The organism is Stenotrophomonas sp., assembly GCF_031995405.1.
In the GTDB taxonomy this organism is placed as follows: domain Bacteria; phylum Pseudomonadota; class Gammaproteobacteria; order Xanthomonadales; family Xanthomonadaceae; genus Stenotrophomonas.
The window spans coordinates 1-12,486 of sequence record NZ_DAMAGC010000122.1 but is presented as its reverse complement, the minus strand read 5'-3'; the positions used below and the strand labels follow the sequence as shown (position 1 = coordinate 12,486).

11 protein-coding genes and 1 pseudogene are annotated in these 12,486 nt (G+C 67.6%); 5 read left to right on the top strand and 7 right to left on the bottom strand.

Features of this window, described 5'->3' with window-relative positions; genetic code table 11:
- The 4 genes and pseudogenes from RTO53_RS16660 to RTO53_RS16645 form a co-directional block, all read left to right on the top strand.
- A pseudogene (locus RTO53_RS16660) lies at positions 1–308 on the top strand (chemotaxis protein); the annotation flags it as partial.
- A gap of 51 nt (positions 309–359) precedes the next feature.
- Positions 360–1,223 (top strand): CheR family methyltransferase, encoded by an 864-nt coding sequence (locus RTO53_RS16655; RefSeq protein ID WP_312238848.1) that lies wholly within the window; start codon positions 360–362, stop codon positions 1,221–1,223.
- The gene (gene cheD, locus RTO53_RS16650; RefSeq protein ID WP_312238847.1) at positions 1,220–1,816 is read left to right on the top strand and encodes a chemoreceptor glutamine deamidase CheD; all 597 of its coding nucleotides are present in this window, start codon (positions 1,220–1,222) and stop codon (positions 1,814–1,816) included. Before RTO53_RS16655 ends, cheD begins: the two co-directional genes overlap by 4 nt.
- A complete protein-coding gene (locus RTO53_RS16645) occupies positions 1,813–2,883 on the top strand; it encodes a chemotaxis response regulator protein-glutamate methylesterase (protein WP_312238846.1) in 1,071 nt (356 codons plus the stop codon). Before cheD ends, RTO53_RS16645 begins: the two co-directional genes overlap by 4 nt.
- A 222-nt stretch (positions 2,884–3,105) precedes the next feature.
- Here RTO53_RS16645 and RTO53_RS16640 read toward each other — a convergent pair whose 3' ends face one another.
- The 6 genes from RTO53_RS16640 to RTO53_RS16615 form a co-directional block, all read right to left on the bottom strand.
- On the bottom strand, positions 3,106–3,990 hold the full coding sequence (locus RTO53_RS16640) for an amidohydrolase family protein (RefSeq protein WP_312238845.1): 885 nt from the start codon (positions 3,988–3,990) through the stop codon (positions 3,106–3,108).
- A gap of 7 nt (positions 3,991–3,997) precedes the next feature.
- Positions 3,998–5,020 (bottom strand): amidohydrolase family protein, encoded by a 1,023-nt coding sequence (locus RTO53_RS16635; RefSeq protein WP_312238844.1) that lies wholly within the window; start codon positions 5,018–5,020, stop codon positions 3,998–4,000.
- A gap of 22 nt (positions 5,021–5,042) precedes the next feature.
- Positions 5,043–6,338: a carbohydrate porin gene (locus RTO53_RS16630; protein WP_312238843.1), complete on the bottom strand. Its 1,296-nt coding sequence runs from the start codon at positions 6,336–6,338 to the stop codon at positions 5,043–5,045.
- A gap of 78 nt (positions 6,339–6,416) precedes the next feature.
- On the bottom strand, positions 6,417–7,730 hold the full coding sequence (dctA, locus tag RTO53_RS16625; protein ID WP_312238842.1) for a C4-dicarboxylate transporter DctA: 1,314 nt from the start codon (positions 7,728–7,730) through the stop codon (positions 6,417–6,419).
- 42 nt (positions 7,731–7,772) lie between these two features.
- Positions 7,773–8,828, bottom strand: coding sequence for a 4-oxalomesaconate tautomerase (locus tag RTO53_RS16620; RefSeq protein ID WP_312238841.1), 1,056 nt, complete (start codon positions 8,826–8,828; stop codon positions 7,773–7,775).
- The gene (locus RTO53_RS16615; RefSeq protein WP_312238840.1) at positions 8,821–9,492 is read right to left on the bottom strand and encodes a 4-carboxy-4-hydroxy-2-oxoadipate aldolase/oxaloacetate decarboxylase; all 672 of its coding nucleotides are present in this window, start codon (positions 9,490–9,492) and stop codon (positions 8,821–8,823) included. Before RTO53_RS16615 ends, RTO53_RS16620 begins: the two co-directional genes overlap by 8 nt.
- 101 nt (positions 9,493–9,593) lie before the next feature.
- Here RTO53_RS16615 and RTO53_RS16610 point away from each other — a divergent pair, with 101 nt between their 5' ends.
- Positions 9,594–10,850, top strand: a complete 1,257-nt coding sequence (locus RTO53_RS16610; protein ID WP_312238839.1) for a LysR family transcriptional regulator — start codon at positions 9,594–9,596, stop codon at positions 10,848–10,850.
- A gap of 679 nt (positions 10,851–11,529) precedes the next feature.
- Here RTO53_RS16610 and RTO53_RS16605 read toward each other — a convergent pair.
- Positions 11,530–12,486, bottom strand: a 957-nt coding sequence (locus RTO53_RS16605; protein ID WP_312238838.1) for an aconitase family protein, incomplete at its 5' end; no start/stop codon positions are given.

Below are 12,486 nucleotides of genomic sequence, written 5' to 3'. Positions count from 1 at the left end.
AACAGGTCAACCAGACCGTGGTGCAGATGGACGAAACCACCCAGCAGAACGCCGCACTGGTCGAAGAAGCCACCGCCGCCGCGCGTGCGATGGAAGAACAGGCCAACCAGCTGGCCGATGTCGTGGCGATCTTCCGCCTGGACAACCAGGTTGCCGCCGCCGTCAGCGCGGTCACCTCGCGCGTGGTGGTGCCGGCCGCAGCGCGCCCGCGCGTGGCGTCGGCCGCTCGCCCTGCCCCGCGTGCCCAGCCGGCACCGCGCCCGCAGCGCAGTGCCACCCCGGACGACGGCAACTGGCAAGAGTTCTGAGTCTTCGTGGCGGCCCGGACCGCCACTTCCCCATTCCCATCGAGTGCGCCCGTGTCCACGCCTTCCGCTCCTGCCGCCACCTCCCAGAACGGCCGCGAATTCGAGTTCGCCGACCGTGATTTCCGCCGTGTCTGCGACCTGATCTACCAGCGCGTCGGCATCTCGCTGGCCCCGGCCAAGCGCGACATGGTCTACGGCCGCCTGTCGCGGCGCCTGCGCGCGCTCGGCCTGCGCAGCTTCACCGAGTACCTGGACCAGTTGGAACGGGACGGCGGCGAGGAGTGGCAGGCGTTCACCAACGCGCTCACCACCAACCTCACCGCGTTCTTCCGCGAGCCGCACCATTTCGAAAAGCTCGACACCGAACTGCGCGCCCGCGCCGGCCACGGCACCCTGCAGCTGTGGTCGTGCGCGGCCTCCACCGGTGAAGAGCCCTACTCCATGGCGATCACCGCCTGCGAGGCGTTCGGCACGCTCAAGCCGCCGGTGCGCATCCTGGCCACCGACGTGGACACCCAGGTGCTGGCCACCGCCAGCCGCGGCGTCTACGCCATCGACCGGGTGTCCGGACTCGATCCAGCGCTCAAGAAGCGCTACTTCCAGCGCGGCAGCGGCCCCAACGAAGGCCATTGCCGGGTCAATCCGGCGCTGCGCGACCTCATCGACTTCCGCCCGCTCAACCTGCTCGCCCCCCGCTATGACGTCGGCGGTCCGTTCGACGCCCTGTTCTGCCGCAACGTGATGATCTATTTCGACAAGCCCACCCAGCGCGGCATCCTCTCGCGCCTGATCCAGCACATGGGCGACGACGGCCTGCTCTACACCGGCCACTCGGAGAACTACCTGCACGCCGCCGACCTGATCCAGCCGTGCGGCCGCACGCTGTACAAGCGCGCGCCCGGAGCACCGGCATGAACCTGGCGCTACGTACCGACGATGTCATGCGCTACTTCGACAGCCGCTTCAAGGTGACGGCGGCCAAGCTGCTGCCCACGCAATACCTGGTGGTCGACGACGACACCGCACTGACCACCACGCTTGGCTCGTGCGTGGCTGCCTGCCTGCGCGATCCGGTGCTCAAGATCGGTGGCATGAACCACTTCCTGCTGCCCGAAGGCAACGTCGGCGACGGCGCGCCCGCGCGCTACGGCAGCTACGCCATGGAACTGCTCATCAACGACCTGCTCAAGCGCGGCGCCCACCGCAAGCGCCTGGAAGCGAAGGTGTTCGGCGGCGCCAACGTGCTCAAGGGCTTCACCAGCAACCCGGTCGGCACCCGCAACGCCGAGTTCGTGCGCCAGTACCTGCAGGCCGAGCACATCCCGGTGCTGGCCGAAGACCTGTGCGGCATCCATCCGCGCAAGGTGTGGTTCTTCGCCGACACCGGCCGCGTGGTCGTGCAGCGCCTGCCGCATGCGCACGAAGCCGAAGTGGCCGCGACCGAATCGGCCGTGCGTGCGCGCCTGTCCAAGGCCCCGGTCACCGGTGGCGTGGAGCTGTTCGAATGACCCACGGTGTGCCCTGCAAAGTCCTGATCGTCGACGACTCCGCCGTCGTGCGGCAGATGCTCAGCGAGATCCTTGCCAGCGATCCCGGCATCGAGGTGGTCGGCACCGCCGCCGACCCGCTGCTGGCGCGCGAGAAGATCAAACGCCTGGCTCCGGACGTGATCACCCTGGACGTTGAAATGCCGCGCATGGACGGCCTGGCGTTCCTGGAAAACCTGATGCGCCTGCATCCGCTGCCGGTGGTGATGATTTCCTCGCTGACCGAACGCGGCGCCGACACCACCCTGCAGGCGCTGGCGCTGGGCGCGGTCGATTTCGTGTCCAAGCCAAAATTCGACGTCGCCCGCGGCCTGCAGGCCTATGCCGAGGAAATCATCGGCAAGGTCAAGATGGCCGCCCGCTCGCGCGTGCGTACCCTGGCACGCCCGATCACCCCGCGCATCACCCTCGACGCGGTCGCCCCGGCCACTCCGGCGCGCAACATCCAGTTCCGCACCACCGACCGCCTTATCGCCATCGGCGCCTCGGCCGGCGGCACCGAAGCCCTGCGCGTGGTGCTCGAAGGCATGCCTGCCGACGCGCCCGCCGTGGTGCTCACCCAGCACCTGCCGGCCACCTTCAGCGCGCCCTTCGCCGAGCGCCTGGACCGGCATTCGGCCATGTCGGTACGCGAAGCCAGCGATGGCGAAGCGGTGCTGCCCGGCCATGCCTACCTGCCACCGGGCGGCAAGCACCTGCGGGTGATCCGCGACGGTGCGCGCTGGCGCTGCCGCGTGGATGACGGCCCCGCCGTCAACCGGCACAAGCCGGCGGTGGACGTGCTGTTCCGCTCGGTCGCCGAAAGCGCCGGCGGCAACGCCATCGGCGCCATCCTCACCGGCATGGGCGACGACGGCGCCCGCGGCCTGCTCGAACTGCGCAACGCCGGCGCCCCGACGCTGGTGCAGGACGAAGCCAGCAGCGTGGTCTGGGGCATGCCCGGCGCGGCCTACAAGCTCGGCGCGGCAGAGGAAATGGTGCCGCTGGAGCGGATTGCCGAGCGGCTGATGGCGTTGGCGCGGGGATAGTCCGCGCCAGCCACGCATGGCGTGGCTCTACCCGCGGTGCCCTGGCCTTACCGGCAGCCGTTTCCTCCCGGTAGAGCCACCCCATGGGTGGCTGCACGCCATGCCAGACCGAAGAGCAGCCACGCATGGCGTGGCTCTACACGCGGTGCCCTGGCCTTACCGACAGCCGTTCCTCCCGGTAGAGCCACCCCATGGGTGGCTGCGCACATACCGCGATACCCCTCACACACCCCAGTACAACCGCATCGGGTTGTCCACCAGCAGCTTGCGCTGCAGCTCGGCGCTCACTGCGATCCGCGGAATGAAATCCACCAGCTTGCCGTCGTCGGGCATATGCGACGTCAGGTTCGGGTGCGGCCAATCCGTCCCCCACAAGACGCGATCCGGGAAGCGCTCCACCAGGTGGCGGGCGAACGGCACCACGTCGTCATAGGTCGGTGGACCGCTCTGCGACAGACGTTCCGGGCAACTCACCTTGCTCCACACATTGTCGTGCTCGTCCAGCAACCGCACGAACCGCTGGAACGCCGGACCGTCCAACGGCTGGGTCACGTCCGGCCGCCCCATGTGGTCGACCACCACGGTCGTCGGCAGCGAAGTGAAAAAGTCCCAACGCTCGGCCAGGTCGGCCGCTTCGAAGTACACCACCACGTGCCAACCCAACGGCGCGATGCGCTCGATGATGGCGCGGTAGTAGGCATCCGGCTTGGGGTCCACCAGCCGTTTGACGAAATTGAAGCGGACGCCGCGCACACCGGCGGCATGCAGCAGTTGTAGTTCCTCGTCGGTGACGCTGTCACGCACCGTGGCCACGCCACGCGCCAACCCACCCGCTGCCTGCAGTGCATCCACCAAGGCACGGTTGTCCGCGCCGTGGCAGGTGGCCTGCACGATCACGTTGCGACTGAAGCCCAGCCGGTCGCGCAGCGCGAACAACTGATCCTTGCCTGCATCGCACGGGGTGTACTTGCGCTCGGGCGCATACGGAAATTGGTCGCCCGGCCCGAACACATGGCAGTGCGCATCCACCGCCCCGGGCGGCGGCACGAACGCTGGCACGCTCGGGTCCGGGCAGTAATCCAGCCAGTCGGCATCTTTCACGAACATGGTCATCTCACAGCCCCCTCGCCTTCAACTGCGCATCCAGACGCGGATACACCCGGCGCGCGTTGCCTTCGCAGACCTTGCGCCGGTCGGCGTCGGACAATCCCAGCGCCTCCACGTAGCGCAGCGTATCGTCGAAATACTGACCGGTCTCCGGGTCGATGCCGCGCACCGCGCCCACCATCTCCGAGCCGAACAGGATGTTGTCGATGTCGATCACCTTGAACAGCAGGTCGATGCCAGGCTGATGATAGACGCAGGTGTCGAAGAACACGTTCTTCATGACGTGTTCGTTCAGTGGCGGCTTGCCCAGCATGTCCGCCAGGCCACGGAACCGGCCCCAGTGATACGGCACCGCGCCACCCCCATGCGGGATGATGAAGCGCAGGTCCGGGAAGTCACGGAACAGGTCGCCCTGCAGGAACTGCATGAAGGCAGTGGTATCGGCGTTGAGGTAGTGCGCGCCGGTGGCATGGAAGTTGGGATTGCAGCTGCCCGACACATGCACCATCGCCGGTACATCCAGCTCCACCATCTTCTCGAAGAACGGGTACCAGGCCTTGTCGGTCAGCGGCAGGCCGGTCCAGTGGCCGCCGGACGGATCCGGATTGAGATTGCAGCCGACAAACCCGAGTTCGTTGACGCAGCGCTCCAGCTCGGCGATCGAACGGGCGATCGGCACGCCGGGCGACTGCGGCAGCTGGCAGACGCCGATGAAGGTTTCCGGGTACAGGCCAACCACGCGCGCGATCAGGTCGTTGCAGCGGCGCGTCCATTCCGCACTGACCCGCTCATCCCCGATGTGATGGGCCATGGTGCTGGCGCGGGGAGAGAAGATGGTCATGTCCGCGCCGCGCTCGCGCAGCAGGCGCAACTGGTTGCCCTCCACGCTCTGGCGCAGCTCGTCGTCGCTGATGACCGGGTATACCGGCGCCGGCAGCGTGGGGTCGTTGAAGTGCGCGATCTGCTGCGTCCGGAACGCGTCGTGGCTGGCAGGGGCGGTCGTGTAGTGACCGTGGCAGTCGATGATCATGGAATGGCCTCGTGGGGAGGAATCACCAGCCGAACAGCTGGGCGAAATGCACGTCCACGCGCAGCCCGACGATGAGTGCATCGGGGATGTCGGTAGTGCGGGTGGGTGCGTAGATGGGGTCGGGATTGATGACGTACTGCAGGTTGGGCATCAGCCGCACGCCCTTGTGCACCGCCCAGCCGTAGCTGAGCTCGGCGATGATTTCATCGGCATGCGGCGCACCGCTGCCGCCATTGCGGGTACGGCGATCGCGCAGGAAGGCGATCTGCTCGTCGCTGAAATGCGTGTTGGAGACGAACATCGCCAGCGTGTCCTGGTCGCGGCCGGCGAAGGTACCGGTCTTGACGAAGCCGGCCGAGAAGAAGGTGTCGACCGGCGCTTCATTGCCGGTGTTCACGTACGCGCGTGCAAACAAGGCGAGATTGCGCTTGCCTGCACCCCGCCAGACGGTTTGGTCGGCCATCGCATAGCCGCCCGCCCGTGCTCCCTCCTGCACCGCCGTCGGCCTGCCGGTCAGCGCCGCCGAGTTGCCGTTGGCGTCGTAGTAGGAGCTCTTGCCGCCGTCGCTGTTGCGGTACATGCCCAACCGGTAGGTCCGCGGCAGGCGGTCGTTGGCAAAGCTGGTCTGGTAGCCCACTTCATAGGCGGTAATGGTGCCGGTGCCCTCGCCCACCGAGAAGTCCAGCCCGTTCTTGCCGGCCTGGTTCAACGCGTTGTTGTAGTCGAACGCGCCGGCCTGTGCGTACCAGCGGTCGTCCACGTCGTAGCGCACGATGCCGGCCCAGGATGAATTCGGGTATGCGGTGATGCCCAGGTCGGTGATCGCCCCGTACGGGGTCAGGCACATCGCGTTGCTCATGAACACGCAGTTGAGCGCGGAATTGTTGAAGTAGCTGTTCACCGGCGCGCGCCCGGCGGTGATGCTCAGCCCGTTGTCGAAGCGATGGCGCACGGTCAGCCGGGTCAAACGCCCACCGGCCACCGGCCGCCAGGTCTGTTGGGCACTGATCGAATTGCCGATCTTCTCGCGCGCCAGGTTGCGACCGGCGAACCAGGCCCATTGCGCATCGACGTCGGTGTTGTGCACGCCCCACAGGGTGTCCAGGTCGAACCGGGCCTGGGCCATCACCCAGTAAGAGCCCTCGGTGCCCTGCTCGACACCGCCCACCGGATTGGAGGCCACGTTGCCGACCAGGTCCAGGGTGAGATCGACGCCCTCGGGCAAGCTGCCCTTGGACGCCGGCGCCGCAGCGAACGCCGGAGCGGCCAGGCTGGTGGCAACAAGCACGCACAGCGTGCGACGGGAAATAAACGACACAAGCGCCTCCTGTCCGGGGCCAGGGCACCGGAACGAAGTGGAATTCAGAACGGCCGCAGCGGGGCTGCAGCCACAGGATCAGACCGGTTGCACGCCCAGCACACGGCGTCGCAGTCGGCGCGTGCCGATCTGCTCGGCCATCACCTTCTCGTCGAGCTTGCCTTCCCACTTGGCGATCACCAGCACCGCGATCGCGTTGCCGACCAGGTTCACGAAGGTCAGCCCTTCGGCGAGGATGCGGTGGATGCCCAGGATCAGCGCGATGCTCGCGACCGGGATCGTGCCGGTCGTGCCCAGCGTCGCGGCCAGCACCACGAACGCCGCACCGGCCACGCCGGCCGCGCCCTTGGAGGTCAGCAGCAGCACCGCGATCAGGCCCAGCTGATGCCACACGGTCAGCTCGGTGTTGGTGGCCTGGGCCAGGAACAGCGCCACGGTGGTCAGGTACAGGCAGGTGCCATCAAGGTTGAACGAGTAGCCGGCCGGGATCACGAAACCCACCACCCCCTCCTCGCAGCCCAGCTTCTTCATCTTCTCGATCAGCCGCGGCAACACCGTCTCGGTGGACGTGGTCGCAGCCACGATCACGATTTCATCGCGCAGGTAGCCCAGCAACCGCCACAGGCTGGCACCGGTCCACCAGCACACGCTGCCCAGCACGAGTACGGTGAATACACCGCAGACCACGAAGAATTCGATGATCAGCTCACCCAGCGACAACAGCGACCCGGCGCCGAACTGGCCCACGGTGAAGGCGATCGCGCCGAACGCGCCGATCGGAGCGAAGTACATGATGTAGCCGATGATCTTGAACAACGCAGTGGAAGTGGACTCGATCACCTTCATCACCGGTTCGCCACGCTCGCCCACCGACGCCAACGCCACGCCGAACAGCACCGCCACGAACAACACCTGCAGCACATGCGCCTCGGTGAACGCACTGACCAGCGTGTTGGGAATGATCGCCATGATGTAGGACACGATCGACTGGTCATGCGCGCTGTGCACGTAGCCCTGGATGCTGGCCATGTCGATGGTGGCCGGGTCGATGTTCATGCCCGCGCCCGGCTTCCACAGGTCCACCGCCACCAGGCCGACGATCAGCGCCAGGATGGTGATCACCTCGAAATAGATCAGCGACTTCAGCGCCAGCCGGCCGACGCTGCGCATGTCGCGCATGCCGGCGATGCCGTGCACCACCGTCACGAAGATGATCGGCCCGATCATCATCCGGATCAGCTTGATGAAGGCATCGCCGAAGGGTTTCATCGCCGAGCCGATATCCGGCTGCAGCCACCCCAGCACCACACCGATCACGGTACCGGCCAGTACCTGGAACCACAGTTGGCCAAGAATGCCGAAGCGGCCCGGCCGCTTCTGTACAACGGTCATATCAACCCTCCCAGGTCGCAAGAATAGGGACGTCGCGCGTATTCAGTCGAACAGCACGCCATCGAACAGTTTCCGGGCCGTGCGCAGCACCGCGGCGCGGGCCACCTGCCCCGCCTCATCCAGCGTCAGCACGCAACCGGTGCTGCCACTGGGGTGCTCCACCGCCAGCGTCTGCTGGCGGCCACCCGGCAGCACCGCCAACGCGTGCGCCGGCGACCCCGGCAGCAGGCACGCACTGGCCACGCTCACCGCGCCGAGTACACCGATGGAGGCATGGCAACGGTGCGGAATGAACGAGCGCACGCAGATCGCCCCGCCATCACGCGGCGGGGCCACCAGCATCATCTTCGGCACCGACTGGGTAGTGACATCGCCCAGGTTCATCAGTGGGCCGGCCTGCAGGCGGATTGCTTCCAGCCGTGCTTTCAAGGCTTCATCGGCGTCCAGCGTCTGGCGATCCTCGTAACCGCTGATGCCCAGGTCGGCGGCGCGCAGCACCACGCAGGGCATCCCGTTGTCGATCAGGGTCGCGTCGGTGCCATCGATCACGTCCAGCGCACGCCCGGTTGGCAGCAGCGCACCACAGCTGGACCCGGCGGTGTCCTCGAAGGTCAACGGAATCGGCGCGGCCGTCCCCGGCACGCCGTCGATGCGCGCCTCGCCGTCGTAGCGCAGGCGACCGCCGGGCGTCTGCAGCGTCGCACGGGCGATCTTGCCGGTGTTGACCATGAAGATCCGCACCTCGGTCTGCGCCGGCGACGCGCCGACAAGGCCGCGCTCGATCGCGAACGGGCCGACACCGGCCAGCATGTTGCCGCAGTTCTGCGCATCGCTGACCAGCGCCTGGTCCACGAACACCTGCAGGAACAGATAGTCCACATCGGCATCGTCACGGGCGGAAGGGGACACCACGGCCACCTTGGAGGTCAGTGGATCGGCCCCGCCCATGCCGTCGATCTGGCGTGCATCCGGCGAACCGTAGGCACGCAGCAGGAACGCATCGCGGGCAGCCACGTCGGCGGGCAACTCCGAGGCGAGGAAGAACCCGCCCTTGGAAGTGCCACCGCGCATCCACATCGCGCGCACGCCCTTACTCATAACGCAGCCCCTTGGCCGCCAGGCGCTCGCGCATGGCGTAGATGTCCAGCCCCAGCTCACCGTTGGCCAGGCGTGCGCGCTTGTCCGCCTCGCGGGCCTCGCGCGCCTGCGCCTCGCCGGCTACGCGCGCCGCGTCGGCGCGCGGCACGATGCACACGCCATCGTCGTCGGCGATCACCACGTCACCGGGCTGCACCAGGGCACCGCCGCAGACCACCGGCACGTTGACCGATCCCAGCGTTTCCTTGACCGTGCCCTGTGCGTGGATGGCCCGGCTCCACACCGGGAAGCCCATCGCGGTGAGATCGCGCACATCGCGCACCCCGGCATCGATCACCAGTCCGCGGCAGCCGCGCACCTGCGCGGAGGTCGCCAGCAGGTCGCCGAAATAGCCATCGGTGCAGTCACTCGTCGGTGCCACCACCAGGATGTCGCCCTCGCGCAGCTGTTCGATGGCCACGTGCATCATCCAGTTGTCGCCGGGCGGCACCGACACGGTGATCGCACTGCCGGCGACGCGCGCGCCGCTGTAGATCGGGCGCAACCGGGGATGCAGCAGGCCGCTGCGGCCCTGCGCTTCATGGGCGGTGGCGACGCCGGCCCCGGCCAGGATCTGGATCACCGCCGGGGCGGCACGTTCGATACGGGTGACTACGCGGGACATCCATCCATCCTTCGTTGACGATGGCGCAGTCTGTGTCGCTGCCGTCTGACACCTCAAGATGGTTTTTCGGAACTGCCATTGCGTTTGGTTATAGTTGGTGCATGAGCGAGACCCTGGAGCTGAACCTCAAGCACCTGCACGCGCTGGTGGCGGTGTATCACCACGGCGGCATCAGCGCGGCCGTGCCGCATGTGAATCTCTCCCAGCCGGCGCTGACCCAGGCGATCGCCCGGCTGGAGACCCAGCTCGATGCACCGCTGTTCGACCGCCAGCCCGGCGGCATGGCGCCCACCGAGGCCGCGCGCCTGCTGGTGCCCCGCATCGAGCGCGCACTGGCCTACATCGCCCATGGCGTGCGCGTGGCCCGCCGCACCCAGCGGCTGCCGGCGATGCCTGCCGTGGAACGCCACGTCACCCTGCCGCAGCTGCGCGCGCTGGCTGCGGTGGACAGCGCCGGCAGCTTCACCCTGGCCGCCAGCCGCGCCGGGGTCTCGCAGCCGGCGATCTACCGCGCCGTGCACGAACTGGCCGCGGCCATCGACATCCCGCTCACCGTGCGGCGCGGCAAGACCGTGCAACCCACCCCGGCCGCCACGCGCATGCTGCGGCTGGTGCGGCTGGCGCTGTCCGAGCTGACCGCAGGCGTGGATGACCTTGCCTCGCTGCGTACCGAGCAGGGCGGCCGGGTCACGCTGGGAGTGATGCCACTGGCGCGGGCGATCCTGCTGCCACAGGTGCTGGCACGCTTCGCACGCGCACACCCGGGCGCGTCGGTGAACGTCATCGAGGGTCCGTACGCGGAGCTGCTGGGGGATCTGCGCGAAGGCAGCCTGGACCTGTTGATCGGCGCCATGCGCGACAAGCTGCCGGTGCGCGATATCGCCCAGGAAGGCCTGTTCGACGACGACCCGGTGATCGTCGCGCGCAGCGGGCACCCGCTGGTGCGCGCGGGCGGCTTCACCTTCCCGCAGCTGCTCGAGTACCCGTGGGTGATCGCCGCCACCGGTGCACCTGTGCGTGCGCGCTGGGAACACATGTTCCGCCAGCACGGGCACGCACCGCCGCGCCTGCGCATCGAATGCGGCTCGGTGTTGATCACCCGCGGCCTGCTGCTGGAAGACGACTGGCTCACCCTGATGTCACGCGACCAGTTCGTGATCGAACGCCGCGCCGGCCTGCTCAGCGAAATCGGCAGCGCCGGCGACGACCTGCGCCGCCGCATCGGCCTGACCACCCGCGCCGATTGGCACCCCACCCGCCTGCAGCAGGCGTTCGTAGCGACCTTCCGGCAGGTCTGCGCCGAGCGCAGTGGCGATGCGCAGGACGACTGGCCGTTCCGCCATCCGGCCGCCCACTGACCGCAAGGCGCTGCGCCACGCAGCGCCGGGGGAACGCGAGCAACGCGGGCAACGCCATGTAGAGCCGAGCCATGCTCGGCTGGCCGGATTGGCCGGGCTGGCCGGACTGGCCGGCCTGACCGGACTGGCCGGGCTGGCCGGAATGACCAGGTAGAGCCGAGCCATGCTCGGCTGGCCCTGTCTGGCCCTGTCTGGCCCTGTCAGCTGCCGGGCAACTGCGACGAGAGCAGAGCAGCCGAGCATGGCTCGGCTCTACGGCATCTGACCGCATCTGGCTGCGCCAGGCAACGCGTGACCGCACCCGACCGTACCTGGCCGCGGCGGGTAACGCCGGGTGACGTTTGACTGCACCTGGCCGCGCCGGGTAACGCCGGGTGACGCTTGACTGCACCTGGCCGCGCCGGGCAACGCCGGGGGACGCGGGTAACGCCAGGCAACGCCGGGTAGAGCCGAGCCATGCTCGGCTGCTCTGCTCCCGTCGCATCTGCCCAGCGGCTGCAACGGCCAGCCGAGCAGGGCTCGGCTCTACCCCCGGCAATGCATGTTTTCGTACCTTGCCGTGGGTATTGCACCAGGTTCAACCGTGGCGAACCCGCCCTATACCCCACAAAAAAAACACCCGGCCTGCGCCGGGTGTTTTCAGTTGAATCCCATCAACCAACGGTCGATGACTACCGCATCAGGCAGCGACCGTCCTGGCCACGTCCTGGTAATCCTCGATCTGGTCGAAGTTCATGTAGCGGTAGATGTCCTTGCTGCTGGCATCCAGCACGCCGATGTCGGCCATGTACTCTTCCTTGGTCGGGATGCGGCCCAGACGCGAGCAGATCGCGGCCAGTTCGGCCGAACCCAGGTACACGTTGGAGTTGCGGCCCAGACGGTTCGGGAAGTTGCGGGTCGAGGTCGAGAACACCGTCGCGCCCTCGCGCACCTGCGCCTGGTTGCCCATGCACAGCGAGCAGCCTGGCATTTCCATGCGTGCGCCGGCGGTGCCGAAGGTGCCGTAATGGCCTTCCTTGGTCAGCTCCGAAGCGTCCATCTTGGTCGGCGGGGCCACCCACAGCTTGGTCGGGATGTCGCGCTTGCCTTCCAGCAGCTTGGCCGCCGCACGGAAGTGACCGATGTTGGTCATGCACGAACCGATGAACACTTCGTCGATCGCCGCACCGGCCACGTCCGACAGCGTCTTGACGTCATCCGGGTCGTTCGGGCAGGCCACGATCGGCTCGTGGATGTCGGCCAGGTCGATCTCGATGACGGCGGCGTACTCGGCGTCGGCATCCGGCTCCAGCAGCTCCGGGTTGGCCAGCCATGCTTCCATCTTCTCGATGCGACGCTGCAGCGAACGCGGATCCTGGTAACCCTCGGCGATCATCCACTTCAGCAGCGTGATGTTGCTGGTGAGGTACTCGATGATCGGCTCCTTGTTCAGGTGCACCGAGCAACCGGCGGCCGAACGTTCGGCCGAGGCATCGGACAGCTCGAAGGCCTGCTCGACCTTCAGCTCCGGCAGACCCTCGATTTCCAGGATGCGGCCGGAGAAGATGTTCTTCTTGCCGGCCTTGGCCACGGTCAGCAGACCGGACTTGATCGCGTACAGCGGAATCGCGTTGACCAGGTCACGCAGGGTCACGCC

What these genes read in the sequence shown, in the direction of transcription:
- cheD (WP_312238847.1), top strand. Translation starts at nt 1,220, where the DNA reads ATGAACCTGGCGCTACGTACCGACGATGTCATGCGCTACTTCGACAGC.
- RTO53_RS16645 (WP_312238846.1), top strand. Translation starts at nt 1,813, where the DNA reads ATGACCCACGGTGTGCCCTGCAAAGTCCTGATCGTCGACGACTCCGCC.
- RTO53_RS16640 (WP_312238845.1), bottom strand. Translation starts at nt 3,990, where the DNA reads ATGTTCGTGAAAGATGCCGACTGGCTGGATTACTGCCCGGACCCGAGC.
- RTO53_RS16635 (WP_312238844.1), bottom strand. Translation starts at nt 5,020, where the DNA reads ATGATCATCGACTGCCACGGTCACTACACGACCGCCCCTGCCAGCCAC.
- dctA (WP_312238842.1), bottom strand. Translation starts at nt 7,730, where the DNA reads ATGACCGTTGTACAGAAGCGGCCGGGCCGCTTCGGCATTCTTGGCCAA.
- RTO53_RS16620 (WP_312238841.1), bottom strand. Translation starts at nt 8,828, where the DNA reads ATGAGTAAGGGCGTGCGCGCGATGTGGATGCGCGGTGGCACTTCCAAG.
- RTO53_RS16615 (WP_312238840.1), bottom strand. Translation starts at nt 9,492, where the DNA reads ATGTCCCGCGTAGTCACCCGTATCGAACGTGCCGCCCCGGCGGTGATC.
- RTO53_RS16610 (WP_312238839.1), top strand. Translation starts at nt 9,594, where the DNA reads ATGAGCGAGACCCTGGAGCTGAACCTCAAGCACCTGCACGCGCTGGTG.